Annotated in this window: 24 protein-coding genes; 9 read left to right on the forward strand and 15 right to left on the reverse strand. The window is 61.5% G+C overall.

Going from position 1 to position 25,122, the window contains the following annotated elements; genetic code table 11:
- The first annotated feature begins 20 nt into the window (after positions 1–20).
- Positions 21–1,220: an MFS transporter gene (locus FDY93_RS03595; RefSeq protein WP_138234373.1), complete on the forward strand. Its 1,200-nt coding sequence runs from the start codon at positions 21–23 to the stop codon at positions 1,218–1,220.
- The gene (locus FDY93_RS03600) at positions 1,207–2,139 is read left to right on the forward strand and encodes an alpha/beta hydrolase (protein WP_138234374.1); all 933 of its coding nucleotides are present in this window, start codon (positions 1,207–1,209) and stop codon (positions 2,137–2,139) included. The genes FDY93_RS03595 and FDY93_RS03600 overlap by 14 nt, the downstream gene beginning before the upstream one ends.
- A gap of 359 nt (positions 2,140–2,498) precedes the next feature.
- On the opposite strand, the gene FDY93_RS03605 is transcribed toward FDY93_RS03600, so the two are convergent.
- The 5 genes from FDY93_RS03605 to FDY93_RS03625 all read right to left on the reverse strand — a co-directional run bounded on the left by FDY93_RS03605 (position 2,499) and on the right by FDY93_RS03625 (position 6,078).
- Entirely contained in the window at positions 2,499–3,119 is a 621-nt protein-coding gene (locus FDY93_RS03605) for a response regulator transcription factor (protein ID WP_220446084.1), read from the reverse strand.
- A 41-nt stretch (positions 3,120–3,160) separates the two neighbouring features.
- Complete coding sequence (locus tag FDY93_RS03610) at positions 3,161–3,946, reverse strand: 3-hydroxybutyrate dehydrogenase (RefSeq protein WP_240914031.1); 786 nt, start codon at positions 3,944–3,946, stop codon at positions 3,161–3,163.
- 115 nt (positions 3,947–4,061) lie between these two features.
- Positions 4,062–4,451, reverse strand: coding sequence for a hypothetical protein (locus FDY93_RS03615; RefSeq protein ID WP_138234377.1), 390 nt, complete (start codon positions 4,449–4,451; stop codon positions 4,062–4,064).
- A gap of 82 nt (positions 4,452–4,533) precedes the next feature.
- Positions 4,534–4,800 (reverse strand): hypothetical protein, encoded by a 267-nt coding sequence (locus FDY93_RS03620; RefSeq protein ID WP_138234378.1) that lies wholly within the window; start codon positions 4,798–4,800, stop codon positions 4,534–4,536.
- A gap of 186 nt (positions 4,801–4,986) precedes the next feature.
- A complete protein-coding gene (locus FDY93_RS03625) occupies positions 4,987–6,078 on the reverse strand; it encodes a hypothetical protein (RefSeq protein ID WP_138234379.1) in 1,092 nt (363 codons plus the stop codon).
- 148 nt (positions 6,079–6,226) lie between these two features.
- On the opposite strand from FDY93_RS03625, the gene serB reads away from it, so the two are divergent.
- Positions 6,227–7,252 carry a phosphoserine phosphatase SerB gene (serB, locus tag FDY93_RS03630; protein ID WP_138234380.1) on the forward strand — a complete coding sequence of 342 codons (1,026 nt, stop codon included), beginning with the start codon at positions 6,227–6,229 and terminating at the stop codon, positions 7,250–7,252.
- 14 nt (positions 7,253–7,266) lie between these two features.
- Here serB and FDY93_RS19405 read toward each other — a convergent pair whose 3' ends face one another.
- The 4 genes from FDY93_RS19405 to epmB form a co-directional block, all read right to left on the reverse strand.
- Positions 7,267–7,437: a hypothetical protein gene (locus FDY93_RS19405; RefSeq protein ID WP_171018878.1), complete on the reverse strand. Its 171-nt coding sequence runs from the start codon at positions 7,435–7,437 to the stop codon at positions 7,267–7,269.
- 282 nt (positions 7,438–7,719) lie between these two features.
- On the reverse strand, positions 7,720–9,705 hold the full coding sequence (locus FDY93_RS03635; RefSeq protein ID WP_220446085.1) for a M1 family metallopeptidase: 1,986 nt from the start codon (positions 9,703–9,705) through the stop codon (positions 7,720–7,722).
- 306 nt (positions 9,706–10,011) lie between these two features.
- A complete protein-coding gene (locus FDY93_RS03640) occupies positions 10,012–12,096 on the reverse strand; it encodes an EAL domain-containing response regulator (protein ID WP_138234381.1) in 2,085 nt (694 codons plus the stop codon).
- A 309-nt stretch (positions 12,097–12,405) separates the two neighbouring features.
- Positions 12,406–13,455: an EF-P beta-lysylation protein EpmB gene (epmB, locus tag FDY93_RS03645; protein ID WP_138234382.1), complete on the reverse strand. Its 1,050-nt coding sequence runs from the start codon at positions 13,453–13,455 to the stop codon at positions 12,406–12,408.
- A gap of 131 nt (positions 13,456–13,586) precedes the next feature.
- Here epmB and efp point away from each other — a divergent pair, with 131 nt between their 5' ends.
- Together efp and epmA are read left to right on the forward strand one after the other, a co-directional pair.
- Positions 13,587–14,159 (forward strand): elongation factor P, encoded by a 573-nt coding sequence (gene efp, locus FDY93_RS03650; protein ID WP_138234383.1) that lies wholly within the window; start codon positions 13,587–13,589, stop codon positions 14,157–14,159.
- Positions 14,160–14,385: 226 nt separating this feature from the next.
- The gene (gene epmA / locus FDY93_RS03655; protein ID WP_138234384.1) at positions 14,386–15,354 is read left to right on the forward strand and encodes an EF-P lysine aminoacylase EpmA; all 969 of its coding nucleotides are present in this window, start codon (positions 14,386–14,388) and stop codon (positions 15,352–15,354) included.
- A gap of 23 nt (positions 15,355–15,377) precedes the next feature.
- Here the strand turns inward: epmA and FDY93_RS03660 are convergent, their stop codons facing one another.
- The 3 genes from FDY93_RS03660 to FDY93_RS03670 all read right to left on the reverse strand — a co-directional run bounded on the left by FDY93_RS03660 (position 15,378) and on the right by FDY93_RS03670 (position 18,118).
- Positions 15,378–16,229: a GNAT family N-acetyltransferase gene (locus FDY93_RS03660; RefSeq protein ID WP_138234385.1), complete on the reverse strand. Its 852-nt coding sequence runs from the start codon at positions 16,227–16,229 to the stop codon at positions 15,378–15,380.
- 62 nt (positions 16,230–16,291) lie between these two features.
- Positions 16,292–17,110: a serine O-acetyltransferase gene (gene cysE / locus FDY93_RS03665; protein WP_138234386.1), complete on the reverse strand. Its 819-nt coding sequence runs from the start codon at positions 17,108–17,110 to the stop codon at positions 16,292–16,294.
- Positions 17,111–17,131: 21 nt separating this feature from the next.
- Complete coding sequence (locus FDY93_RS03670) at positions 17,132–18,118, reverse strand: serine/threonine protein kinase (protein WP_220446095.1); 987 nt, start codon at positions 18,116–18,118, stop codon at positions 17,132–17,134.
- A 144-nt stretch (positions 18,119–18,262) separates the two neighbouring features.
- Between FDY93_RS03670 and FDY93_RS03675 the strand changes: the two genes are divergently transcribed.
- On the forward strand, positions 18,263–18,589 hold the full coding sequence (locus FDY93_RS03675) for an antibiotic biosynthesis monooxygenase family protein (protein WP_138234387.1): 327 nt from the start codon (positions 18,263–18,265) through the stop codon (positions 18,587–18,589).
- A gap of 7 nt (positions 18,590–18,596) precedes the next feature.
- Here FDY93_RS03675 and FDY93_RS03680 read toward each other — a convergent pair whose 3' ends face one another.
- The 3 genes from FDY93_RS03680 to FDY93_RS03690 form a co-directional block, all read right to left on the reverse strand.
- On the reverse strand, positions 18,597–19,055 hold the full coding sequence (locus FDY93_RS03680) for a nuclear transport factor 2 family protein (protein WP_138234388.1): 459 nt from the start codon (positions 19,053–19,055) through the stop codon (positions 18,597–18,599).
- A 5-nt stretch (positions 19,056–19,060) separates the two neighbouring features.
- Positions 19,061–20,206, reverse strand: a complete 1,146-nt coding sequence (locus FDY93_RS03685) for a beta-ketoacyl-ACP synthase III (RefSeq protein ID WP_220446086.1) — start codon at positions 20,204–20,206, stop codon at positions 19,061–19,063.
- Between the two features lie 173 nt (positions 20,207–20,379).
- The gene (locus FDY93_RS03690; protein WP_138234389.1) at positions 20,380–21,081 is read right to left on the reverse strand and encodes a ComFC family protein; all 702 of its coding nucleotides are present in this window, start codon (positions 21,079–21,081) and stop codon (positions 20,380–20,382) included.
- A 217-nt stretch (positions 21,082–21,298) separates the two neighbouring features.
- Between FDY93_RS03690 and bioB the strand changes: the two genes are divergently transcribed.
- From bioB to bioC, 3 genes are read left to right on the forward strand one after another with little or no spacing between them, the layout of a single operon-like run.
- Positions 21,299–22,366, forward strand: coding sequence for a biotin synthase BioB (bioB, locus tag FDY93_RS03695; protein WP_138234569.1), 1,068 nt, complete (start codon positions 21,299–21,301; stop codon positions 22,364–22,366).
- 13 nt (positions 22,367–22,379) lie between these two features.
- A complete protein-coding gene (bioF, locus tag FDY93_RS03700) occupies positions 22,380–23,585 on the forward strand; it encodes an 8-amino-7-oxononanoate synthase (protein ID WP_342776597.1) in 1,206 nt (401 codons plus the stop codon).
- Positions 23,582–25,120 carry a malonyl-ACP O-methyltransferase BioC gene (gene bioC / locus FDY93_RS03705; RefSeq protein WP_138234390.1) on the forward strand — a complete coding sequence of 513 codons (1,539 nt, stop codon included), beginning with the start codon at positions 23,582–23,584 and terminating at the stop codon, positions 25,118–25,120. Before bioF ends, bioC begins: the two co-directional genes overlap by 4 nt.
- Positions 25,121–25,122: the final 2 nt, after the last annotated feature.

The raw sequence follows: 25,122 nt of genomic DNA on the forward strand, positions 1-25,122 counted from the left end.
AAAGCAAAGGCGGTATAACAATGAAAAAAATCCTGCTCGAAATCCTGATGTTCAGCGCTTATGCGCTGTTCGCCGCGAGCTGGGTGTCCGGGGCCATCCTCACCCCGGCGATCCAGGCGTCCTTCGGAGAAGAGGGCTTCGCCAATGCCACCTGGGGCAGTAATGTCATCACCATTGCCAAGATCGTCGGCAATCTCGCCGCCGCCGCGCTGCTGATGCGCCTCGGCGCCAAGCGCGCCTTTGCTATTGCCATTGTGTTGATTGCCGCTGGCGGTTTCGGCGCGCTCGCCGACAGCTATGGCGGCTGGCTGCTGTCGCGCCTGGCGCTCGGCCTCGGCGGTGCACTGGCCATCGTATATTTCGCACCGGTGGTACTGCACTACTTTGCAGCCGACGAGCGCCCGCTAATCAACGGCATCAACGCCGCTGCCTTCAATACCGGCAACCTGCTCGCGCTGCTCACCACCTCCTCCCTGCTTGCCTGGCTCGGCAGCTGGCAGTCGGTCGTCGTACTTTACGGGGTGATGGTACTGGCACTGGGGGTGCTGTGGTGGCTCACCGCGGAAAACTTCCCGCTGTCTGGCGGCAGTGGCGCGCCGCAGGAAAGCTACGGTTTTAAGCAGGGCGTAAAAGAGAGCTTAAACTGGTGGCTGCCGCTGGCCTACTGCGGCGTATTGTTTTGCTACATCGCGGTGTTTGCGCTGTTCCCGCTCATCGACGGTTTTGCGGTGGCGAGCCACCACCTCTCCGCGGTGATGATCGCCGCCGGCATGGTGGGCACCGTGGCCGGTATTATCGTCACCAAGCGCTACGCGCTGCGCCTGCCGGTGCTGCGCTTCGGTGGCCTGGCGCTGGTGGTGTTTGCCGCACTTATGGTCACCAGTCGCGATCCCATCGTCGCCTACAGCGCCGCCGCGCTCGCGGGCTTCTGCATGTTCCTGCCGATGACCGCGCTGGTGACTTTGCCGCAGGATCTTCCCGGCATGACCCCGGCAAAAATCACCGTCACCTTTGCGATGTTCTGGTCCATTTCCTACGGAGTGGAAACTGCGCTGATGTACGGTGCCGGTGTACTCGCGGATATCACCGGTGAACCGGCGAGTGCGGCCTATTTTGCCGTGGCCTGTTCCGCTTCGCTGTTCGTGTTTTCTTTCCTGCTGCCAGAGAGCGGTAAAAAAGCCACCGTGGAGAATCTGGAGGTCGACAATGCGGCAGCTTGAGCCGAAGCTTGAGGAGTGGTTGGCGGCGGTCAACGCCCAGATTGCACAACTGAAAGCCGCAGGTTTTGAAGCTACACCAGTCAACGCGCGCGAAAGCCTCGCCAACCTCACGCGCACGTTCGTCGAGCCCGGCCCCGACATGGCGGTGGCGGATACGCTGGTTACCGGTGGGGAGTATGCGGTGCCGGTGCGGGTTTATCAGCCTGTAGATGCTATCGAGGGTGCCGCGATCATTTACTGCCACGGCGGCGGCCATATGGCCGGCAGTGTTTCCGTCTACGATCCCATATGCCGCCGCGTGGCTGCGGCCTGCCAGCGCCCGGTCATTTCCGTGGAATACCGCCTGGCCCCGGAAAACCCCTATCCCGCAGCGCTCAACGACCTGATTAGTGTGGTGCGCCATCTGGGTACGGCGCTCGACCGCAAGGGTATTGCCCACAACGGCCGCTGGATTCTGATGGGCGATTCCGGCGGCGGCGCACTCTGCGCGTCCGCCTCCCGACTGCTGCAACACCAGCCGCACAATATCGACGCCCAGGTACTGATTTACCCGAGCCTGGACTACACCATGCAGACGCCGTCTATTGAGGAAAACGGGCGGGGTTATCTGCTGGAAAAAGAGAAAATTCTCTGGTACTTCCAGAATTATTTTCAGCACGCGGAAAATCCATACCAGGCGTCACCGCTGCACGGCGAGTTTACGCGGAACATGCCGGCTGCGCTGGTGGTTACTGCGGAGTTTTGTCCGCTGCGGGATGAGGGTGTGGAATATGTACGCAAGGTGCGAGAAGGTGGCGCCAATGCCGAGCACCTGCACTTTGCAGACATGATTCATGCATTTCTGAATATCGAGAATCTGGTGCCGGAAGCGTGTGGGCGGGTTTATCGCCACGTTGCTGAGTATTTGCGGGGCGTTTAGCTTTGTGGTTTTTCGGAGCTCTGTTTATATTTCTGTGGCGGCAGGCTACCGGGTGCGGGTTTTCAGGACCGCTGTAAACCCATCCCTGGGCGCTGCGGCGCAAACATCCTGTTTGCGACGCTCCTGAAAACCCGCACCCGGTATCCTGCCTTAATTGAAAGCGATTTACTCCGTAAGCGGGTAGAAAAATATCGAGCTAACGGAGTACAAAAATTTGAATTGAAGGCTAAGTGCCGACGCAGCGTACAGGGATGTATTGAAGGGGGGTGCCTAGCCCGGTTTTGAAAACAGATACCCGGTGCTTTGCCGCCACCGGGTTCCAAGCAAAGCTCGAAACGCTACGAAGTGCAAACCAAGAATCAAAGCTGAATCAGCACCTGAGCCTCACGAATCAACTGCTTGCGATCCCGCAGCTCAAGCTTGCGCAAAATCGCCGTAACGTGGCTTTTCACCGTGGGCTCGGTGATATCGAGATCAAACGCAATCTGCTTGTTCAACATCCCCTGCGCAATCATCTGGAAAATTTTCAACTGCTGCGGGGTAAGCTGACTCAGTTTTTCGGCCAGCTGCGATTCCGTCTCCGCCTGCAACGCCTCCTCACTGAACCACTGATCCCCCGCAAGCACACACTCAATACACTGCAGGATTTCATCCGGCCGCGCCGTCTTGGAAAGAAAACCACTCGCCCCAAGCCCCGCCGCCTGCTGGATCACCGCATGCTTGTCACTACCGGACACCACCACCACCGGCACCGCCGGAAAATCATTGCGAATCCGCGCCAGTCCACTGAAACCCTCACTGCCCGGCATATTCAGATCCAGCAGCAACAGGTCGATTTCATTCTGGGAAAGGCGCTGCAGGGTCGAATCCAGATCCTCACTCTGCAACAGGTCCGAATTCGGAAAATGACTGGAAAGCGTCGTCGCCAACGCATCGCGATACAGCGGGTGATCGTCAGCAATCAACAATTGATAATTCACGGCAGCACCCTGAAGAAGGAAAGGAGCGGGTGCAAAAGATACTACTGCGCGCTCCATCCACCGTCCACCGGCAGAGCCGCACCGGTAATGGTGCTGGCGAAGTTGCCACACAGATACAGCGCCAGTTCACCGATGGCATCGGGACTTGTCGCCTTCGCCATCGGCTGCTTCGCGCCGACCAGTTCCGCGCGCGCGGCTTCTATATCCACCTGCTGCTCGCGCGCAATGGCCTCGATCTGGGGTTGGATCAGTGGTGTCTCCACCCAGCCAGGGCAAATGGCATTAGCGGTGATATTGCGGTCCGCATTTTCCAGCGCCAGCACTTTGGTGAGCCCTACCAGTCCGTGCTTGGCTGCACAGTAGGCAGCCTTGTGTTCCGAGGCCACCAGACCGTGTACGGAAGCGATATTGATGATGCGCCCCCAACCGGCGTTGCGCATGGCGGGGAGCAGGTCGCGGGCGAGAAAAAAACCGGCGCTTAGGTTTATGGCGAGGATCTGGTGCCACTTTTCTGCGGGAAATTCGTGGGCCGGCGCGGTGAACTGGATGCCGGCGTTGTTGATGAGCACCGAGGGATTGCCAATGGCCTCGCGGGTATCCGACACCAACTGGGCGCAGCCGGCTTCGCTGGAAATGTCGGCGCTACTGAAGCCGGTGCGGCCGGAGTATTCCGAGAATTCAGCCAGCAGTGCCTGTTCGGCAGCCGCATCGGCGAGTCCATGCAGCATCACCTGGTGACCGGCGCGGGCAAAGCAGTGGGCTATGGCGAGACCTATTCCGCTGGTGGAACCGGTAATGAGAACGGTGTGTGGCTGACTGGGCTGCACGGCAAACTCCCGCATGCTTATTCATTCTTTGCAGAAATCCTAGCAGTGGCGGGAGCTGCGGGTCTGTATGACCAAGGTATGAAGTGGGCCTCACACCGAGGTCAGTTTGCAGGAATCAGCGGCGACGATGCACGGTGCCATGGGAGCGGCCGTGGTAGCTCGGTCTCGCCGGGCGATTATAGCCGGGGCGATTGTAGTGCCGTCCAGGGCGGTTGTAGTGGTACCCCGGACGGTTGTAGTACCCGGGACGGTTATAGTAGTGGCGGCCGTGATAGCGATAGTAACCGCCGCGGTAATAGCGCGGGTAGTAACCATAGCGGTAGTAGCGCGGCGATGTGTAATAGAAGGAGACATTGCCTGCGGGATAGACGTAGGGGCGCGAGTAGGGATAGGTGGAGTATCCCACGCTGCCGGAGCTGTAGTAGCCATCGGACACACAGGCTCCCAGAGTGAGCGAGCCAAACACGGTTGCGGCCAACAGGCCTTTTTTGACGAGTCTGTTCATGCGAGACCTCCGCGGACAGAAAGCCGATGCAGTACGGCGCTCGCCGTTACACCGGTGTTTGAATTGCATTGAAAAGAGCGGTTCAGCGTGGCGGGTTGACGCGTGATGAGCGTACATCCATACGGTAATCGCTACCGTGTATGTAGTAGGTGGGGTGCCGCACATTGTGGCAGCGACCATTTTCGTGGCAGTGGTAATAACGGCCCTGAATGCTGTAATAGCCCGGGCGTTTGTCCGGATTGATGGCCGTTGTGGTGCCAGTCATGTCGTCCATGCTGGTGCAAGCGGATAGCGTCAACAGTATCGCAGCCCCCAGAGTACCTGCTAATCCTGCGAGTGAACGCGTCATGAAAACCTCCACGCCGAGTGGCGGGTGCGCCTTTTCAACTTTCTTAAATTTTCGATCCGATCACTCGCCGGAAACGGCGGGCAACAAACCGAAACCCAAGTGGAAGTTATTTAAGCGTCGCGAAACGGCGATCACGAAGATTTTCGCTGAATATCAACAACTAAAATGAAATAAAAAGCGACTGGGTTAGGCTGAAATCAACTGATGTAACTGGTTGTCCAGCAACTGCTGCAATTTCGGATTGAGTCCCGTGACCTCCGCGCCCCAGCTGGTGGTGTGGCATTGGATGCGATTTTCCAGCGACTCGTCGGCAATTAACTGCGGGTGCAGAGTCAGGCCGCGGGGCTGGCTCAGCAGTTGCTCGCCGTTGAGGTCGAATTCGTCCGGTTTTGTCGGCAGTACCGCCAGTGCCAGTTGCAGTCCGGTGGCGCGGCTGGATTGTTGCAGGCCGCGCAGCAGCAGACCCGCACAGATTGCGCGGAAGGCGGCGTCGTCGCCGGCGAAGCCGAGTCCCACGGCGGGACCGGCGCTGGGGAGCGGGCGGGCATCGTAGATACGGGTGAGAAGTTGCAGGCGCTGTTCCAGCTCGGCCTGCAGATTGTCCAGTGCGCTGCGCGACAGCTGGTTGCCGAGCTGAGCCCAGTTCAGCGGGCGCAGGTACAGGCCGGCGGTCACTTCCGGTGGCGGTTTGGGCTGGGCCTTGGGCACCAGCAGTGGTTTGCGCTTCGGCTGCGCCGACTGCAGCTGGGTGACCACCAGTGCGCACGCGGCGCTGAACGGCAGGGCGAAGATCAGGCACAGTAGCAGGCTGGCCCAGGGGTAACCTGCGCTGGCGCCGGGCTGAATGTTGAGCGCCACACTGCCGGCCAGGCTGTCATGCAGCACCACCGGCTCGGTAATCACCTCACCGCGGTCCCGTTCGCCGGCCTGAGCCAGCGGGCTTGAGTCCACATCCTGGATGGTTACTCCGCGCACCGCGGGCAGTGCGAGGGCCTGCTGGGCCAGCAGCTGCAGGCTGATCCGGTCGCCGGCGACGATCTGCTCCAGGCTCTGGCTCGCCAGCAGCTTGGCCATGGCGGCGGCGCTGGCGCGGTCGCGTTGAGTCGTGGCGGCTTTCTGCTGGCCCCAGGCGTGACCGAGGGTGGCTAAAGCGAAGCCAGCCAGCGTCAGCCAGATGGCGGCGGCCAGCAGCTGGCGCTGTTGGTTGCGACTCAGACCCCTGAGCCACTGGGGCAGGCTGGTGGACAGTTCAGACAGGCTGGCGAGGAGCTTTTTCATCTTGTTATCGACCGCGGGCAGTTCAGGGAACGGATTTTAACGCATTCTTAACCGGCTTCTTCAGCGAAAAAAGGCGCCGGGCTATAATACGCGGCCAAGTCGCCGGCTATCGCCGGCCCGCCTACCGAGAATCCAGCAAGAGTCCGCCATGGAAGCAACCGCTCACTCCGACCTCTTTTCCTCACTGGCCAGTCTGTGTCAGCAGAATTTTTCCCTGCCGGTTGAGGGTGGCGCTCCGACGGACGTGACCGCCCCATGGTGCCTGACGCTGCTGGCGATGGAGATTGAAGGCGCGCAGCTGGAAAAACTGGCGGAATTCCTGCGCGAGTGCCGCTGGCAGCCGGTTGCCACGGATATTCTCGCCGCGCGCGACGGCTGCTGTGTGGTGCGTTTACAGCTCGACGGCGACCTCGTGTTCAGCGACGCGCGTCTGGCGCTGCTGGAGTTGGGCCAGGAGTTGGGGCTGGAACTGGTACTGCAGGCGGGCCACACCCAACGCGCGCCGAAACTCGCCTGCTTCGATATGGATTCCACCCTGATTCAGGCGGAGGTTATCGATGAGCTCGCCAAAATCGCCGGCGTTGGCGACCAGGTGGCGGAGATTACCCTGTCTGCCATGCGCGGCGAGCTGGATTTCCAGCAGAGTTTCCGCAAGCGCATGAGTCTCCTGAAAGGCTTCACCGAGGCCAGCCTCGCTGAAATTGCCCCGCGCATCCCGCTGATGCCCGGTGCCCAGCGTCTGCTTCTGGCCCTGCGTGCGCTGGGCTGTAAAACCGCCATACTCTCCGGCGGTTTCACCTATTTCGCCCACTATCTGCGGGACAACCACCTCGCGGTGGATTTCGTGCACGCCAATCAGCTGGAATTCAACGGCGGCGCGCTTACCGGCGGTGTGATCGACCCGATTGTGGACGGCGCACGCAAGGCGCTGCTGTTGCAGGAAATTGCTTCGGAGCTGGATCTGTCACTGGATCAGGTGATCGCAGTGGGAGACGGTGCCAACGATCTGCCGATGCTGGCGTTGGGGGCGCTGGGTATTGCGTTCCACGCCAAGCCCAAGGTGCGCGCTGAAGCGCCACAGGCGATCGATGGCTTTGGTCTGGATGCGGCACTGTACCTGTTTGGTCTGAACGACCGTCAGATCAGCGCGCTGCTAGGCGAGTCTGCCGAATAACTTCAGGAATAACTTCAGTAAGGGTGGGCAAGTGCGAGTAGTGGCGTGATATCGCTGCCGATGCTGGCGAAGGGAATAGTCGGCTTGCGCCCCCGCTCGCTGTCCCCGTAGCAGACCTGCCGATCACAGGCCATGGCGGCCATTGCCATGAATATTACCAGTGCCGTTGCGATGAGCTTGCGCATGGGGTTCCCTGTGTGCGAGTTGCTGTGTCTTCCGGATTGATGCCAGTTAGACGACCAGTGGGGGTAAATAGTTGCGGTCGGCGCAAGAGATTAAGAGAAATACGCGGCATTGGATAGCCGCATGAGGAAATGGCCGCCAATCCTTTCTGAGTGCTCGCGGCTGATTAGTTGGAAATTGGCATAGTGATTGGCGTGTGGCGCCTGCAGCTGGTGTCCGTTCCCGATACCAGCTGCAGGCTGCGTTTTGCTTTGAGGTGGATAGCTTCGCAGCGCTGGGTTGAATCAATCCCCGTAAATTACTTTACTGTTTACCTTCACCGTCAGCGGGTGATAGCCCGGTTTGGCTTTCTCGAAAATGCGCTTGGCTTCGTCTTCCATGCCATTTTCCATCATGGCGCGGTACAGCGGACGCACGAACTTGTTGCGGCCGATGCCCACCAGGAATTCTTCCAGGCGCGCATTGGCAGGCGCGTAGTTGTTACGCACTGCGATCATCAGCCAGCTGAACGCCACTTCATTGTTTTTCGACTGGGTGAGTTTGAAGGTGCTGTCCAGTTCCTTCAGCTGTTCTTCAGTCAGTTTTTCCGGCATGCCGTCGAGGAAGTATTTCCACTGGTGGAAGGTCCAGCCTTTGGTATCGATGTCGCTCGCCTTGATCTTGCCGTCCAGCCACTGCTGGCGCACGGGGTCGATTTTGCTGAACGCATCCGACTGCGGGTGCGGGGCGCCCTCGGGAATGCCCGGCTCAAATACCCACTGGTTGATGCGCTCGCGGCTGAGTTTATCCGGGTACTGCTTCAGCAGGGTTTCATCCAGGTACTTGAGGAAGTCTTCCGTGGTGATGCTCTGGAAGGCGAAGTTGTTGAAGTAGTCCATCAGGAATTTATCGAAATTCTCGCGGCCGACTTTCTGCTCCAGTTCGTACAGGAACAGCGAACCCTTCTCGTAGGGAATATTCGAGAAGACTTCATCCGGATCGCGGCCGCGCATGTCGATGGCCATGATCTCGTCCTTGTCCGGGCGATCGTTCAGGTCCGCCTGCAGGTCGTCGTAGCCCAGCGCCATCTCCATGTTGTAGCGCTCGTCGCCATATACGAACTGCATGATGCGGTTGGTGAGATAGGTGGTGAAGCCCTCGTTCAGCCACAGGTCGCGCCAGCTGGCGTTGGTGACCAGGTTGCCGGACCAGGAGTGGGCCAGTTCGTGGGCGATCAGGGCCACCAGGCTTTTGTCGCCGGCGATTACGGTGGGGGTGATGAACGACAGGCGCGGGTTTTCCATGCCGCCGAAGGGGAAGCTTGGGGGCAGGATCAGCAGGTCGTAGCGATCCCAGCGGTAGGGGCCGTAGTTCTCTTCGGTGACTTCGAGCATGTCCTCGGTGTCTTCGAATTCCTTGGCCGAGGCGTCGAGCAGTTCCGGCTCGGCGTAGACGCCGGTACGCTCGCCCATGGGTTTGAACTCGAGGTTGCCGATGCCGAGTGCGATCAGGTAGGACGGGATCGGCTGCGGCATGTCGAATTCATACACGCCGTCTTTTTCCGTTTCAGGATCGTTGTTGGCGCTCATCACCGCCAGCAGTTCTTTCGGGGTGCGGATGGTGGCCTTGTAGGTCATGCGCACCTGGGGGGAATCCTGCAGCGGGATGAAGCTGCGCGCGTGGATGGCCTGGGCCTGGGTGAACAGGAAGGGGTGTTTTTTGCCGGCGGTCTGCTGCGGTTCCAGCCACTGTACGCCGGAGGCATCCGGGGAGGTCTGGTACTGGATGGCGACGCGGTTGGCGCCTTTGGGCAGTTCGATCTTGAGCGGGGTGCCGAGGTGCGGGTCGGTTTTGCCGAGGCTGAATTTCACGTCTTTGAGGTTGTTGCCTACACCGGCGCGCACGGCTTTGATGTCGAGGTCGCGGGTGTCGAGGATCAGCGACGGGTTTTTCTGGGTGAGGCGCTGGATGTCGAGGATGGCTTCGCCCTTGAGCACTTTGTTGTCGAAGTCGGCGGTGAGGTCGAGGTCGAGGTGCTTCACGCGGTAGTCGTCGGTGTTGGCGAAGGAGTGGTAGTCGACGCCGGATTTGGGCTCGGCGTCAGCGGTTTTCTGCCCGGGGGCGGCGTCTTTTTGTGGCTGATTGGCGGTGGCGGCCGGCGGTTTTTCAATCTGCTTCTGCTGCGCGGGGTCTTCGGATTTGCTGCAGGCGGTGAGGGTAGTGAGGCTGCAGGCGAGCAGGCCGGCGCCGATCAGGCGGCCGAGGCTTGGGGTGAACAATTGGGGAAGCATTCGGGGCTCCATGATTGTTGTAATGGGGAAATTGGAATTGGGTAAATTCGTCGCGGCACAGAATACCCAATTGATAGGGCGAGATGGAAATCCGGTTATTTCTTTGGTGTTTAAAGTAGTCCGGATTCTGGTGGTCTGGCGAAACTCATGAACTACGGTGGCGGTGCAGCTACCGGGTGGGCCTTTGTGAAACACGCCGTGAACCCATCCATGGGGGCTCTTCCGCGAGGTCCCTCTCGCGGAAGGTTTCACAAAGGCCCACCCGGTATCTGCCCCTTCGCATCGGATTTGGGCAGTTTCGTTCGATCAATCCAGACTGAAATCAAAATCCATCTCATCCCCCGGCGGCTGCACGTAGTAGCCCTGGATGTAGTCGGTGCCGGTCTGCCACAGGGTGGGCAGCATGCTGGCCTGTTCGACGTGGGGGACGATGACCTGGGTGTTGATTTCCTTGAGCTGGCCGACGAGTTTGACCAGCGCGTCTGCGCCCTCGCCTTCGTCCTGCACTTCGCGCACGAAGGAGGCGTCGATTTTGGCGATGTCGACGTTGACGTGTTCCAGCGCTTTGAATGGACTCAAGCCAGTGCCGAAATGACACACGGCGACGCGGCAGCCCATGTCCTGGATCTGTTTGGCGAAGTCGCGGGCGGCGTGCAGGTTGCTGTTGATGTCTTCGGCGCGCATCTGGAAGGTGACGGTTTTGGGAGGTACTTTGGCGGCCTTGAAGGCGACGCCGAGCCACGCGGGGAGGCTGGGGTCTTTGAGGGAGGCGGCGGTGAGGTGCAGCAGCAGGGATACGTCCTGACCTTTGGCGATCTGCGCGGCGGCGGCTTTGACGGCGGCGAGGATTACCCAGCGGTCCATTTTGGTGGAGAGGCCGGCGTCGCCGAGGGCTTCCAAAAAGGCGATGGGGGCGAGTTCGTCCTTGCCGTCCACCAGGCGTACCAGTACTTCGTAGATTTTCTCGCCGCTGCCCTGCAGGCTGAGAATCGGCTGGAACAGCAGTTTCAGGTTGCCGGCTTCCAGCGCCTGGACCACGCGGGCGCGGTGGTAGGTGTCGGTGTCGCCCTGGGTGTCGCTGTCGGGTTCGAACAGGGCGAAGGTGTTGCCGTCGCCTTTGCCGACGGCCTGGCTGTGGGCTTTGGTGGCCTGTTCCAGCACCTTGTCGGCGTTGCCGGAGGTTTCGCTCAACAGGGAGATGCCGGTGGAGGCGGTGATGTGCAGGGTTTTGCCGGCGGCTTCGAAGATGGTGTCGGCGACTTTCTGCAGCAGTTCTTTCGCGCGCGATTCGGCGCTGTCCGGGGTGGTTTCCGGCATCAGCAGGCAGTAGCTCTGCTCGCCGTAGCGGGCGATGATGTCGCCGCGGCGCACGCCGGCCTGCAGCAGTTCGGCGAATTTCATGTGCAGGTGGTCGGCACCGGCGACGCCGACGATCTGTTGCACGGATTCCTCGAAGCGGTCGATTTCGATATACATCAGGCCGCCGGTGCGCTGGGAGCCGGCGGCAGACTGGATGGCGTTGTCGAGCAGCTGTACGAAGCGCTGGCGGTTGTACAAGCCGGTGGCGGCATCGCGGAATTTGGCTTCGTTCAGCTGGGCTTCCAGCTCCTCGGTGTTGCCGCTGCTGGCGGCGATGCGCACCTGCAGGCAGCGCTCTTCTTCGTACACGGTGGAGAGCACTTCGGCGCGGGTGGGCAGCGGCGCGCCGTTGACGGTGCGCGCGGTGAATTGCCACTCCTGGGCTTCCACTTCGTTGTTGCTGATGGCGCACTGGCGCAGGAATTCGCGGGCATCCGGCTGCTCACCTTCGGTGAGCATATCGATCAGCGGTTGGTATTCGATGTCGTCGCGGTCTTTGTAGCCGAAGCGCTCGGCGAAGGAGTCGTTGGCGTAGACGATCAGGCCATCGGAGACGTAGGCGATGGCGTCTTTGGAGCTGTCGAGCAGCTCGCGGGTGCGCTTGAGGGTGGCGACGTAGCGGCGCTCGTTGAGGCGCGACTTGCGGCGCTCTTCCAGGGCGATGAGTTCGCGCTGAATGACCAGCAGCAGATGCTGGTCTTCATCCACGGTGACTACGTCGCGGGCGCCGATCTTGAGCCCTTCCACGGCGGGTTGCGCCCCTTCGCGCTCGCTCAGCAGGATGACAGGGACGTCTTTCTGCAGCTTGCTGATGGTGCGGATGGCGTTGGCCGCCTCCAGCTGTTTGGTCTGCTCTGTGGCGATCAGCAGGTCCCAGGTGTGTTCCTGCAGGAGTTTGGTCAGGGCCGCCTCACTGGCCACGTGCTGGGCCCGGTTGGGACGGCCGGCGTTCTGTAGCATGCTCACCAGGCGCTGGGCTTCGGCGGGATTGTCGTTGATCAGAAGTAGGCGGATGGTGTTGTCGCTGCTCATTATGTTCCTGTTGTACTGCGTTGCGGCGGTGCTGTCTGGTTATGTAATACCGCTTCCTTGCCGTACCTGGGATCTGTTTGAAATCTGTCGTGCGGAGCGGCCCAGGTGTTCCTGCCATCAGCCGCGAACCTGGTAGTTTGTCTGCCGCGGGCCGCGGGCACAAGTGCGGGGGGCGCACTCTGCGATGCGGTTCGCCAAATCCACAGCGGATTATTGCGGTGATATGCGTTTGCTGCGGCCCTTCAGGCACACTCAAATATCGCAATTGAGGAGGGAGGTGACTCTTTTGGACTGGCCCTTCCCTTCGGATTACACCGGCGTTTTTGACTTTTCTGCGGGGATTTCCCGCACCAGTTTCGGCACCAGATAACCGGGCAGGCGCTGACGCAGGGCTTCCACCAGCGCGCGCGCGCGCTCGTCGCTCACCTCAAAATGCGCCGCGCCCTGTACCCGGTCCAGCTGGTGCAGGTAGTAGGGCAGTACACCGGCATCGAACAGGGTTTCCGATAGTTCCGAGAGTGTGTCTTCGCGGTCGTTCACGCCTTTCAGCAGTACCGACTGGTTGAGCAGGGTGACGCCGGCGGCCTTGAGTCTGCCCAGTGCCGCGCGCACTTCGCCGTCGATCTCGTTGGCGTGGTTGCAGTGCAGTACCAGCACCGGTTTCAGGCGGCTGCCCGCGAACCACTGGAGCAGCTCCTGGGTGACCCGCGAGGGCGCGACAATCGGCAGGCGGGTGTGGACGCGCAGCTTGTCGAGTTGCGGTATCTGTGCCAGTTCGCCGGCGAGCCAGCCGAGCTGGCGGTCGCTCATCACCAGCGGGTCGCCGCCGCTCAGAATCACCTCGCGCAGATCCTGCTGTTCGCGGATATAGTCCAGTGCCCGCTGCCATTGGCTGTGGTTCAGGTGGTTATCGCTGTAGGGAAAGGCGCGGCGGAAGCAGTAGCGGCAGTTCACCGCGCACTGGCCGGCGGCAATCAGCAGCAGGCGTCCGCGGTATTTGTGCACTACGCCCGGTACTGGGTTGGCATTGGCCTCTTCCAGCGGATCGTCGCTGAAACCTGGGGTGGGCTGCAGTTCGGCGGCGCTCGGTAATACTTGCAGCAGCAGCGGGTCGCGCGGGTTGCCGCGCTCGATACGGCGCAGCAGCGGCCGCGGTACGCGCAGCTGGAACAGGCCGGCGGCGGCGCTGAGTTGCGGCAGTTGCGCGGGGGCCAGCTGCAGCAGCTCGAGCAGTTCCTGCGGGTCGGTGACCAGGTCGGCCATTTCGTCCTGCCAGCGGCGCGTTTGGGTGTCGTCGCTGCGCTGGCGGGCAATTTCGATGCGGCTGATTTCACTGGGGGGCTGGGCGTGCTGTATCATAGGCGGCTGTTTTTGGCGCGGTCGGCGGCGGTACTGCTTTTGTGACGGGTATCTTTACTGGTCTGACCCGGTGTGGGGCGCGCGAAGTTTAATCAATCTGACGGCAGAATGCTGAATATTTCGAGGAACCCATGGCTAGTTATTCCACTAACGAATTCAAAGGCGGTCTGAAGGTGATGCTGGACGGCGACCCCTGCTCCATTGTGGAGAATGAGTTCGTGAAGCCCGGCAAGGGCCAGGCGTTCAACCGTGTGAAGCTACGCAATCTGAAGACTGGTCGCGTGTGGGAGCGCACTTTCCGTTCCGGTGAGAGCCTGGAGTCGGCGGATGTGATGGACCGGGAGATGGAGTATCTCTACAACGATGGCGAGTTTTACCATTTCATGGAGCCGGAGTCGTTCGAGCAGCACCAGGCGGATGTGAATACGGTGGGCGATGCGGCGAAGTGGCTGAAGGAGCAGGATATCTGTGTGGTGACGCTGTACAACGGTGCGCCGCTGGCGGTGACGCCGCCGAACCATGTGATTCTGGAAATTGCGGAGACTGATCCGGGTGTGCGCGGTGATACTGCCCAGGGTGGTACTAAGCCGGCGACGCTGGTGACCGGTGCGGTGGTGAAGGTGCCGCTGTTCCTGGAAATTGGTGATTCCATCAAGGTGGATACCCGCTCTGCGGAATACCTGGGTCGCGCCAAGGAAGACTGACCTTTGCTCGCTGCCATTTTCGCCATTCTTTTGGTGCGGTGGCGGCGAGCCACCGGGGATGGGTTTTCAGGACCGCTGTGAACCCATCCCTGGGCGCTGCGGCGCAAACATCCTGTTTGCGACGCTCCTGAAAACCCATCCCCGGCGCCTCGCCTTCGATTCTTATTCCTGTGCCTGTCGGCGTATCTAAACTGAAGCCTCATCCAATTTTCTTGGATTTTTTTGCATGTCTGACTTTTCTGTTTGGCAGCCCACTGCCCCGCTTGAAAACCTCCGTCGCCGCGCGGCTCTGCTCGCAGATATCCGCCGTTTTTTCAGCGAGCGCCAGGTACTGGAAATGGATGTGCCCATCCTGTCCCGCCGCGCCACCAGCGATCCGCATATCGATTCGATTACCGCGAATTGCAGTGGCGAGCCCGCGTATATGGCGACGAGCCCGGAGTTTGGGCTGAAGCGTTTGGTGGCCGCGGGGATTGGGGATTGTTACTACCTCGGCAAGGCGTTTCGCAATGGCGAGGCGGGGGGGCGGCACAATCCTGAGTTTTCGATGCTGGAGTGGTACCGGGTGGGTTGGGATGATCACCGCCTGATGATTGAGGTGGGGGAGTTGCTGTCGTGGGTGCTGAGGATTCCGCAGGTACGTTCCTATAGTTACCGCGCGCTGTTTTTGCAGCATGTGGGGCTGGATCCGCACCGGGCGTCGTTTGCGGAGCTGAAGGATGCGGTGGCGCGGGTGTTGGAGTTGTCGTTTGAGCCGGCGGGGCGGGATGAGTGTCTGGATCTGCTGATGAGCCACCATATCGAGCCCCGAATGGATGGAGATGGGGGCGATAGGATCACGCTGGTGTATGACTTTCCGGCGACCCAGGCGGCGCTGGCGCGGGTGGAGGTGGATGAGCTGGGGGTGCCGGTGGCGCGGCGGTTTGAGGCGTATGTGAAGGGCATGGAGCTGGCGAACGGGTACTGGGAGCTGACGGACGCGCCGGAGCAGCAGCGGCGCTTCGAGGCGGATCACCGCTTCCGCGAGGCGCAGGGCAAGCCGGTGTATCCGTTTGAGGAGCGGCTGGTGCAGGCGCTGGAAGCGGGACTGCCGAATTGCGCCGGGGTGGCGTTGGGGTTTGACCGCCTGCTGATGTTGGCGTGCGGGGCAAGGCGTATCGACGAGGTAATTGCATTTCCCATCGACCGCGCCTGATTTAGGCAGCAAAGAGGCTCAGTTCAGGCGCTCTGGCGGTCGTCGTCGTCCGTTTCGCCGTTGGGGATATGGGCGCTGCCGCGCTCGGGGATGAAATCGTAGCGGGCCACTTCGCCGACGGCGTAGAAACCGGCATTCAGCCAGATATCCTGCTGTTCTTCCCCCACCAGCGCCACGGCGTGCTTGTGGTGGCTGTGCAGTACTTCGTTGACCAGGTGTTGCACCATTGTGGTGCCGATGCCGCGCCCGCGGTAGGCGGGCAGGGTGCCGAGGTCGTAGAAGCCGAGTGCGTCGGCGGAAGAGAAGAGACAGCCGGTAGCGGCGGGGGTGCCCTGGAATTCGCCGAGGAAATACTTGAGCCGGCTGTGCTTGTGTTCCGGCAGTTCGGCGAGCTGGCGGTAGAATTTCTTGATCTGGGCGGTCTCGCGCGGGCAGTTCTGCATTTCGGCCACCAGGTCGCCATAGACCAGCAATTCGTCGGCGCTGTGCACCGCCTTGATCTCCAGCCCTTCCGGCATTTTTTCATCGGTGGCCAGTTGCTTCACTTCCGCCGCCATCGCGATCATCGGGGCCTGGCGGATCAGGCCTAGCTCCGCCAGCGCTGCGTCATCCAGTGGTTTGCTGGCGCAGTGCCACAGGGCAAAGGGGCTGTGGCGCTCGGCGAAGTAATCCACAACAAAGCGCTGCAGGATACGTGGCTGCATCACGGTGTTGCTGACCACCTGATTGAAGCGGGTGGAGAGCAGGCCGCTGTCGGTGCGCAGCAGGCCGGTAATTTCCTTGCTCTGTTTAGGGTTGAGCAGGTCGGCGCAGTACCCGGCTTTGTTTTCCAGGTTGCGGCACACGAGATTCTTGGCGCTGAGACTGTATTTCATGGTTACAGGATAGTCCTGCCGTTGCCCGGCGTTTCTTTTGTTCGCATCCTGTGACAGCAGAATCAGCGCAATTGATCCACCTGCGACAGCGCGCATTGGTCCATGGACAGCGCCGGCTGCTCGCAGCTAGCGGTGCCGATCACTTTCGCCGGCACTCCGGCCACCAGCGATTTCTCAGGCACGGCCTTCAGCACCACGCTGCCGGAGGCAATCTGCGAGCAGCGGCCGATTTCGATATTCCCGAGAATTTTGCTGCCGGCGCCGATCAGTACGCCGCAGCGCACTTTCGGGTGGCGGTCGCCGGATTCCTTACCGGTGCCACCGAGGGTAACCGACTGCATGATGGAGACGTTGTCTTCCACCACCGCGGTCTCGCCGATGACGATGCCGGTGGCGTGATCCAGCAGGATGCCCTGCCCCAGTTGTGCCGCCGGGTGGATATCCACCCCGAACACCACCGAGATGCGGTGTTGCACAAACAGCGACAGCGAGCGGCGCTGCTGTTGCCACAGCCAGTGCGCCACACGCCACGCCTGCAGTGCGTGGAAGCCTTTGAAAAACAGGAAGGGTTCGTACAGCGAGTGGCAGGCGCTGTCGCGCGCCTCAATCGCGGCGAGATCCGCGCGCGCCGCCAGGCCGATGCCCGGATCCGCCTCCAGCGCCTCGTCAATCACCTCGCGCACCAGCAGTGCTGGAGCCACCGCGCTGTCGAGTTTGTTGGCGAGGTGGAAGCTGAGCGCCGATTCCAACGTCGAGTGGTTGAGGATGGTGGCGTGCAGGAAGCTTGCGAGAATCGGCTCCCGCTCCACCTGCACCGCGACATCCCGGCGAATCTGTTGCCACAGCTGATCCTGTGCCGCGACAGGTTTGAGACTTTCCATGATGAACTGCTCCTTATGCGATTACACCGAGCCCAGCGTGAGTGGCGGCTCCTGCAGCGCCGACAGCTGTTCGCGCAGTGCGAGAATGTGCTCCGCCCAATAGCGTGGCGTGTTGAACCAGGGGAAGGCCCGCGGGAACGCCGGGTCCTGCCAGCGCCGCGCGAGCCACGCGGCGTGGTGCATCTGGCGCAGACAACGCAGTGGCTCGATCAGCTGCAGCTGCTGCGGATCGAAAGGATAGAAGGTCTCATATCCCTCTACCACCGCGTCGAGATAAGCGGTCTGCTCCGCGCGATTGCCGGAAATCAGCATCCAGATATCCTGGATCGCCGGTCCCTGCAGGCAGTCGTCGAGATCCACAAACCAGGGAGTCTCGTCGCGCCACAGGAAGTTGCCGCTGTGGCAGTCGCCGTGCAGGCGCAGCGTGGTCCACTCGCGCTCAAACAGCGGCGCGATGCGCTCGATGATGTGCGCGGAGGTGGTCGCGTAGGCTTCGCGGTTCTCCCGCGGCAGGAAATCCCCGCCGAGAATGAATTCGCGGCTGTCGATGGCGAAATGCTGCAGGGTCAGCGTGGGGCGGAACTCAAAGGGTTTGGCCGCGCCGATAGCGTGGATGCGCCCGAGCATGGTGCCCACCTGTTCCAGGTGGTCGAAGTTGTCCAGTTCCAGCTGGTGGCCGCCGCGGCGCGGAAACAGCGCAAAGCGGAAGCCGTGGGCCTCGTGCAGGGTGTGGCCGTGGTACGCGAGCGGCGCTACCACCGGGATTTCCGCGTCGGCCAGCTCCAGCGCGAAGCGGTGTTCCTCGAGGATCTGCTCGTCGCTCCAGCGCCCCGGGCGGTAGAACTTGGCGATCAGCGGCTGCGCCTCGTCGATACCCACCTGGTAGACGCGGTTTTCGTAGCTGTTGAGAGGGAAGATGCGCGCGTCCGAGAGCAGTCCCACGCTCTCCACGCAGTCGATCACCCGGTCCGGGGTGAGCGCGTCATAGGGGTGTGACATATTGGTCATGTCGGTCATGGAAGCGCTCCGGTGAGCCTCGCGAGGCTCATACAAATTGGGGCGCTATGCTAACGCGGTTACCCGATACCACCAAACCCCCAACATCACATGTAGGAGCCTGCCTTGCAGGCGAACCAATAGCCGGAATGCACTATGAAATATATCTTCGAAGTGAAAATCCGCGAGGGCCACACCGCCGAAGAATACGCCGACGCCTGGGTGCGCGCCTCCGAACTGATCCAGCAGGCCCCCGGCGCCCTCGACACCGAGTTGCACCGCAAGATCGGCGAACCGGACAGGCTGATCGCCATTGCCCACTGGGCCAGTAAGGAACAGCGCGACGCCATGGAGGCGGTACACGATCCGCAGATCGACGCCATCATCAAAAGTGCCGCGCCGTTTGTGGAAATCCGCAGCCTGGGCGCGTACGAGGAACCCGAGTGGGTGGTGATGCCCGCTATACCGCGGCACCACACATGATGCGAATTTACAGGCCTTCGCTCGACCAGACCTTCTGGGTCTGCACCGCGAGTAGCCGGCACACCCCGTTCATTTCCACATAGGTGCGCATGAACTGGTAGCGCAGGGTGCGGAAGCTTTCGCCACCGGGATTCCATTTTTCCACGCTGCTCAGGCCCTGCAGCACCGCGGTGTTGCCGAGACGGTGGCGGGAAATATCGTGGGAGCGTCGCTGCTTCATGGGCCCAGGGCCTTTGCCCAGCCGCGCCAGCAATTGCGCCTTGTTTTCCTTCATGCTGGCCAGATTGTGCACCCACACGAATTCCGGCGCGAGAAGCTCGTCCAGCAGCGTGACATCTCCGATTTGCAGGGCAGTTTCGTAGCGGGTATCGAGTGCCAGTAACTGGTCGGGCTCGAGGCAACTTTGCGCCTGGGCAGCCGGTGCCAGCGCAGCGCCCAACGCGATTATGGCCAGTCGTTTTTTCACGCCGCTCACACCGCGACTTTCTCTAGCGCCAGGCTGCCGATGGAATAGCCCGCACCGAAGGAGCAGATCACCCCCCTGCTGCCGACCTCCAGATCGTCGCTGTGCAGGTTGAACGCGATCACCGAACCGGCGCAGCCGGTGTTGGCGAAGCGGTCCAGTACGACGGGTGCGCGCTCGGGGGTGGTGTCATCGCCCATCAGCTTTTTCGCAATCAGATGATTCATGTTGATGTTGGCCTGGTGCAGCCACCAGCGGTCGATGGCATTGGGCTCGAAGCCTAACTCCTGCACCTGGTTTTCCAAATGCGCCGCCGCCATCGGGCAGACTTCCTTGAATACCTTGCGGCCGTTCTGGCGAAACAGCTTGCCCTCGCCGAACGGATCCACATCTGCCGCGCGCGAGGTGTAGCTGACGTTGGAGCGGATATTGTTGGAGAACACGGTCTTGGCCTTGGTGCCGAGAATTTCCCAGGCGGTGTCCGCGCTGCAACTCTCCTTGCGCTCCACCACCGTGGCCACTGCTACATCGCCGAAAATAAAGTGGCTGTCGCGATCGGTGTAATCCACCTGCGGTGACGCCAGTTCCGGATTGATCACCAGCACCGCTTTGGCGGAACCGGAGCTGATCGCGTCCACCGCGCGTTGCAGCGCAAAGGTGGCGGAGGAACATGCCACTTCCATATCGAAGGCAAAGCCGTCGATGCCGAGAGCGCCCTGGATCTCAATGGCGATGGCGGGGTAGGCGCGCTGCAGGTAAGAGGCGCCGACGATTACCGCGTCGATGTCTTCCGGCTTCTTGTTGGCCTTTTCCAGCGCGCGCCTGGCCGCGTTCAGGCCCATTTCCGCCTGCAGGCACAGCTCGTCGTCGGCGCGTTCCGGCAGGTAGGGGCGCATGCGCTCGGGGTCGAGAATGCCCTCTTTGCTGATCACATAGCGGCTCTTGATACCGGAGGCCTTCTCGATGAATTCCGCGGAGGAAAACGGCTTGGCGGCGAGTTCGCCCGCCTCGATGGCGGCGGCATTCTCGCGGTTGTACTTCTCCGCGAAGGTGTTGAGTGCGTGTACCAGCTCCTCATTGCTGATCACATCCGGGGGCGTCCACAGGCCGGTGCCGCTGATCACGATGCCCCGGGGCATTTTGTATTCGCTCATCATGCTAAATCCCGTACTTCACGCCTGCGCGGCGAGCTTCTTTTATAACGTTAGCAGCCGGTGATTTTTTGCACAGCGGCCGTAAAGGGCGACTATTGTGACGCCGAGGGTCACCTTGGTCTACGAATGAGTACGCGAGTACCGAATGGTCATTGGGGGAGATTGGCTGAGTGCTAGGGGGTTCTGGCCAGAGCGTAGGTGCTCACGCGAACAGCTCCGGAATGGAGGAGTGACTGAGTGGCCGCTTCCACCGTGGCACCGGTGGTGATCACATCGTCCACCAGCCCGATATGCATTCCTTCCACAGCGGGGGAAGCTGCAAAGCTGCGCGCGAGGTTTTTTAATCGCTGGCTGCGGCGCAGTTGCTGCTGGCTGCCGGTGTGAGTCACCTTGCGCAGGGCGCGGCCGTCTACCGGGATCTGCCAGTGTTTGCCTAGGATGTCCGCAATCAGCTGGGCCTGGTTGTAGCCGCGGGTGAGTTGCTTGCGCCAGTGCAGGGGCACAGGAATGAGCAAGTCCGGACGCTCGCTGCTGTGGAGTTTCCGCCCGATCTGCTCCGCGGCCAGCTCCGCGAGGGTGCGGCCGGCGGCGAAGTCGCGCCGGTATTTGAAGCGCTGCACCAACTGCGCCACTGGGTAGGCGTAGTTCCAGCAAACGTAACTGCGGCTCTGGGGTGGAGGCTGTTGCAGGCAGCGCGGGCAGGCGCGGTCAGAGGCGTTTTTGAGCGGCAGCGCGCAGCGCGCGCAGGCATGCTGAATGCTGGGCAGGTCGCCTTGGCAGGGTGCGCAGATTCCCGCGCGGATCTCTTCGCCGGTGCCGCACAGAAGGCAGCGGGCCAGACAGCGGTCCAGCAACTGGTCCAATAGTTTCAGCATTCCATTCATCACCTCTGGGCAATCCTCCCTGATTGCTTGGGGCTTTTGCCAGCTTGCGGACTTGTAAACCGCGCCGGGTTCTCTCGGTTGACAGCGCAGAGGCCACCGCTACACTGGCAGGCCTTTACCGACCGAAAAGTCCGATCCCCGGCCGCGTAGTGACCATCAGGTCCCGCGGCCTCCGAGGAGAGTAATCCCTGTGACCGCCAACCCGCAAATGTCTTCCGCTTCGTCCCAGTACGGCCAGGTCCGCCACGACTGGACCCGCCAGCAGGTGCTGGACCTGTTCGCACTGCCGTTCAACGACCTGCTGTTCACCGCGCAGCTAGTGCACCGTCAGCATTTCGACGCCAACCGGGTCCAGGTGAGCACCCTCTGCTCCATCAAGACCGGTGCCTGCCCGGAAGACTGCAGCTACTGCCCACAAAGCGCCCGCTACGATACCGGCCTCGAGCGCGAGAAGCTGATGAAGGTGGAAAAAGTGGTGGAAGAGGCGCGCGCGGCCAAGGCCAGCGGTGCCACCCGCTTTTGCATGGGCGCCGCCTGGCGCTCGCCGAAGAACAAAGATATGCCCTATGTCACCCAGATGGTGAAGGAAGTGAAGGCGCTCGGTCTCGAGACCTGCATGACCCTCGGCATGCTCAGCGACGAGCAGGCAAAAGATCTGGCGGACGCCGGCCTCGACTACTACAACCACAATCTGGATACCTCGCCGGAATACTACGGTGACATCATCACCACCCGCACCTACGAGGACCGCCTTAATACCTTGGCGAATGTGCGCGCGGCGGGTATGAAGGTCTGCGCCGGCGGCATCATCGGCCTCGGTGAGGAAGAAAAGGATCGCGCGGGCCTGCTGATGCAGCTGGCGAATCTCCCGGAGCAGCCGGAATCCGTGCCGATCAATATGCTGGTGAAAGTGGCCGGCACGCCGCTGGAAAACAACCAGGACCTCGACCCGTTCGAATTTATTCGCTGCATCGCGGTGGCCCGCATCATGATGCCGAAATCCCACGTGCGCCTGTCTGCCGGTCGCGAGTCCATGAACGACGAGATGCAGTCGCTGGCATTTCTCGCCGGCGCCAACTCGATTTTTTACGGGGAAAAACTGCTCACCACCGCCAACCCGGAAACCAACAAGGACATGCAGTTGTTCGCGCGCCTCGGCATCAAGCCGGAGGAGTACCAGCAGCATGCCGACGAGTCCGCGGTGGAGGCGGAACTGCAGGCGCAGATCGCTGAACAGCAGAACGACCAGTTCTTTTACGATGCCGCCAAGGCGTAAACATTGATCTGTTGTGAATGATGTTGTGACCAGCCTGCAGGATTTTCTCGAAGCGCGTCTGGCCGAACGCCGGGCGCAGCAGTTGTACCGTTACCATAAACTTCTCACTGCGGCCCCGGGGCCGCTGGCCGTGGTGGACGGGCGCGAGCTGGTTACCTTCAGCAGCAACGATTATCTCGGCCTCGCCACCCACCCCGAGGTTATCGCCGCGCAACAGCGCGGTGCAGCACTCGGTGCCGGTGCCACCGCCTCGCACCTGGTCAACGGCCATTTCGAAATCCATCAACAACTGCAAAATAAAATTGCCGAAGTCACCGGCCGCGAGGCCGCACTGCTGTTTGGTAGCGGCTATATGGCCAATGTCGGAGTGATCAGTGCGCTGGTGGGGCGCGGTGATGTGGTGGTGCAGGACAAACTCAATCATGCCTCACTGATCGACGGCGGGCGCATTTCCGGTGCCGATTACCTGCGCTTTGCTCACAACGATGTGGCGGCGCTGGAAATCCAGTTGCAGCGCGCGCGCGAAAAACGGGACGGAAAAATTCTACTGGCGGTAGACGGTGTCTACAGCATGGACGGCGACACCGCGCCGCTCGCCGAGATGGCCGGCCTGTGCAAACAGTACGACGCCTGGCTGATGGTGGACGAGGCCCACGGTTTCGGCGTGATGGGCAGTAACCATTTTCCCTGCGCAGGCAGTGCCGCCGCCGCGGGGCTGGATCAGGATACCGCGCCGATCATTATGGGGACCCTCGGCAAGGCCGCCGGCAATGCCGGTGCATTTGTCGCCGGCTCCCGTGCGCTGATCGACTATCTCACCCAGTTCGCGCGCACCTATATCTACACCACCGGCATGTCGCCGGCGGTGGCGGCAGGAAACTTGCACGCGCTGGAGCTCATGCAGGAATTGCCGCTGCGTGAGACGTTAAACGCTCGCATCCGGTATTTCCGCCAGCGCGCGGCCGCGTACAGTCTGCCGCTGGAAAATTCCACCAGCGCCATCCAGCCATTGCTGCTCGGTTGTGAGAAAACCGTGCTGGCAGTCAGCGAACAACTGCAGCAGTCGGGTTTTCTCGTCGGTGCCATCCGCCCACCCACAGTGCCCGCGGGCACGGCGCGTTTGCGCATCACCCTGTCCGCCGCCCACAGCGAGGCGCAGATCGACGGCCTGCTCAGTGCGCTGGCAACCGCGCTCCAGTCTGTGGCGGTGCCGGTATGAATCTCGCACTGATCCACGGCTGGGGCGGGGATTCCCGCTGCTGGCAGCCGCTGCTGGATGAATTGAACAGTTTTCCCGGGCAGGTGGTGAGTATAGAACTGCCGGGCTTCGGTGCGCGCGCGCAGGAATCCTGGCCGGATTCGGAAGCGCTGCTCGCCGAACTGGACGCGCGGCTGCCGCCGGACTGTCTGCTGCTGGGGTGGTCGCTCGGTGGCATGCTGGCGGTGAAGCTCGCGGCAATGAGCAAAAAAGTCCGCGCGCTAATTACCATTGCTGCCAACGGCAGTTTTGTTGCGCGGGGGGATTGGCCCGGGATGGATGCCGAAGTCTTTGCGGAATTCTGTCGCGCCCAGCGCGACGCGCCTGCGAAAAACTGGCAGCGTTTCTGTGGCCTTGAAGCCCGCGGCGACTTGGAGATGCGCGGCCTGTTGAAAATTCTCAAGGACTGGCAACCGGAGACGATTCCCCGCAGTTGGGGCGATGCACTCGACTGCCTGGGCGAGCTGGACAATCGCATGTTGCTCTCCGATCCCGGCGTGCCGGCGCTGCATATTTTCGGTGAAAATGATGCACTGGTACCGGTGGCGGCCGCGCGCAAGATTGAAAACCTCGGCGCTCACGTAAAAATCATCCCCGGCGCGGGCCACTGCCCGCACTTGAGCCGCCCGGCAGAATTTGCTGCACTGATCGAACGCTTCGCCACGGGGCTGGAGCAGCCCGCACCGCTGGAAAAAAACGCCGTGGCCCGCGCCTTCGGTCGCGCCGCCGCGAGTTACGACGCCGCCGCCCACCTGCAGCGCGCGGTGTGCCGCGACTTGCTCGGCCGCGCCGGTGAGCACTGGTCGCCCGCGCGGATTCTGGATCTCGGCAGCGGCACCGGCTACGGCAGTGAACTGCTGCGCAGACGCTTTCCCGATGCGGAGATCATCGCGCTGGACCTGGCGCCCGAAATGCTGCAGTACGCCCGCCTCCACCGCCCGGTCAGCAATGGCTATGTGGCCGCGGACGCGGAACAGTTGCCGCTGGCGGACCACTCGTTTGACCTGGTGTTCTCCAGCTTCGCGCTGCAGTGGTGTTACCGATTGCCGCAATTATTTGCGGAAATCCGCCGGGTGATGGCGCCGGGTGCCCACGCACTCATTTCCACGCTGGTGCCCGGCACCCTGGCAGAGCTGGAAAGCAGCTGGGCTGCGGTGGATCGCAATGTACACGTCAACCGCTTCCTTTCCGTGGACGATTGGCGGAGGGCCTGCGAGGGCAATCTGTTGGAATGCTCAGCAAATGTGGAACAGCGCGCGCTGCATTTCGACGATGTGAAAACCCTGATGCGCGAACTCAAAAGCATCGGCGCCCACAATGTCAATCGCGCTGCGGGCAAGGGATTGTTGAGCCGGCAAAAGCTGCGCAGGCTCACCGAAGCCTATGAACAGCAGCGCACCGCAGCCGGCCTGCCGGCGACCTATCGGGTGTTGTATCTGCAACTGGTGCGGCGCCAGGAAAATATTGCGGCGCCGGGCGCGGCGGCTGCCGGCTGAGA

This window comes from Microbulbifer harenosus (genome assembly GCF_005771435.1).
In the GTDB taxonomy this organism is placed as follows: Bacteria; Pseudomonadota; Gammaproteobacteria; order Pseudomonadales; family Cellvibrionaceae; genus Microbulbifer; species Microbulbifer harenosus.

Coding starts and splice junctions, on each gene's coding strand:
- FDY93_RS03660 (WP_138234385.1), bottom strand. CDS start 16,229: ATGAAATACAGTCTCAGCGCCAAGAATCTCGTGTGCCGCAACCTGGAA.
- FDY93_RS03615 (WP_138234377.1), bottom strand. CDS start 4,451: ATGAACAGACTCGTCAAAAAAGGCCTGTTGGCCGCAACCGTGTTTGGC.
- FDY93_RS03635 (WP_220446085.1), bottom strand. CDS start 9,705: ATGCTTCCCCAATTGTTCACCCCAAGCCTCGGCCGCCTGATCGGCGCC.
- FDY93_RS03670 (WP_220446095.1), bottom strand. CDS start 18,118: ATGACCAATATGTCACACCCCTATGACGCGCTCACCCCGGACCGGGTG.
- FDY93_RS03690 (WP_138234389.1), bottom strand. CDS start 21,081: ATGCTGAAACTATTGGACCAGTTGCTGGACCGCTGTCTGGCCCGCTGC.
- FDY93_RS03620 (WP_138234378.1), bottom strand. CDS start 4,800: ATGACGCGTTCACTCGCAGGATTAGCAGGTACTCTGGGGGCTGCGATA.
- FDY93_RS19405 (WP_171018878.1), bottom strand. CDS start 7,437: ATGCGCAAGCTCATCGCAACGGCACTGGTAATATTCATGGCAATGGCC.
- FDY93_RS03600 (WP_138234374.1), top strand. CDS start 1,207: ATGCGGCAGCTTGAGCCGAAGCTTGAGGAGTGGTTGGCGGCGGTCAAC.
- cysE (WP_138234386.1), bottom strand. CDS start 17,110: ATGGAAAGTCTCAAACCTGTCGCGGCACAGGATCAGCTGTGGCAACAG.
- epmA (WP_138234384.1), top strand. CDS start 14,386: ATGTCTGACTTTTCTGTTTGGCAGCCCACTGCCCCGCTTGAAAACCTC.
- FDY93_RS03640 (WP_138234381.1), bottom strand. CDS start 12,096: ATGAGCAGCGACAACACCATCCGCCTACTTCTGATCAACGACAATCCC.
- serB (WP_138234380.1), top strand. CDS start 6,227: ATGGAAGCAACCGCTCACTCCGACCTCTTTTCCTCACTGGCCAGTCTG.
- epmB (WP_138234382.1), bottom strand. CDS start 13,455: ATGATACAGCACGCCCAGCCCCCCAGTGAAATCAGCCGCATCGAAATT.
- efp (WP_138234383.1), top strand. CDS start 13,587: ATGGCTAGTTATTCCACTAACGAATTCAAAGGCGGTCTGAAGGTGATG.
- bioC (WP_138234390.1), top strand. CDS start 23,582: ATGAATCTCGCACTGATCCACGGCTGGGGCGGGGATTCCCGCTGCTGG.
- FDY93_RS03625 (WP_138234379.1), bottom strand. CDS start 6,078: ATGAAAAAGCTCCTCGCCAGCCTGTCTGAACTGTCCACCAGCCTGCCC.
- bioB (WP_138234569.1), top strand. CDS start 21,299: ATGTCTTCCGCTTCGTCCCAGTACGGCCAGGTCCGCCACGACTGGACC.
- FDY93_RS03595 (WP_138234373.1), top strand. CDS start 21: ATGAAAAAAATCCTGCTCGAAATCCTGATGTTCAGCGCTTATGCGCTG.
- FDY93_RS03675 (WP_138234387.1), top strand. CDS start 18,263: ATGAAATATATCTTCGAAGTGAAAATCCGCGAGGGCCACACCGCCGAA.
- FDY93_RS03685 (WP_220446086.1), bottom strand. CDS start 20,206: ATGAGCGAATACAAAATGCCCCGGGGCATCGTGATCAGCGGCACCGGC.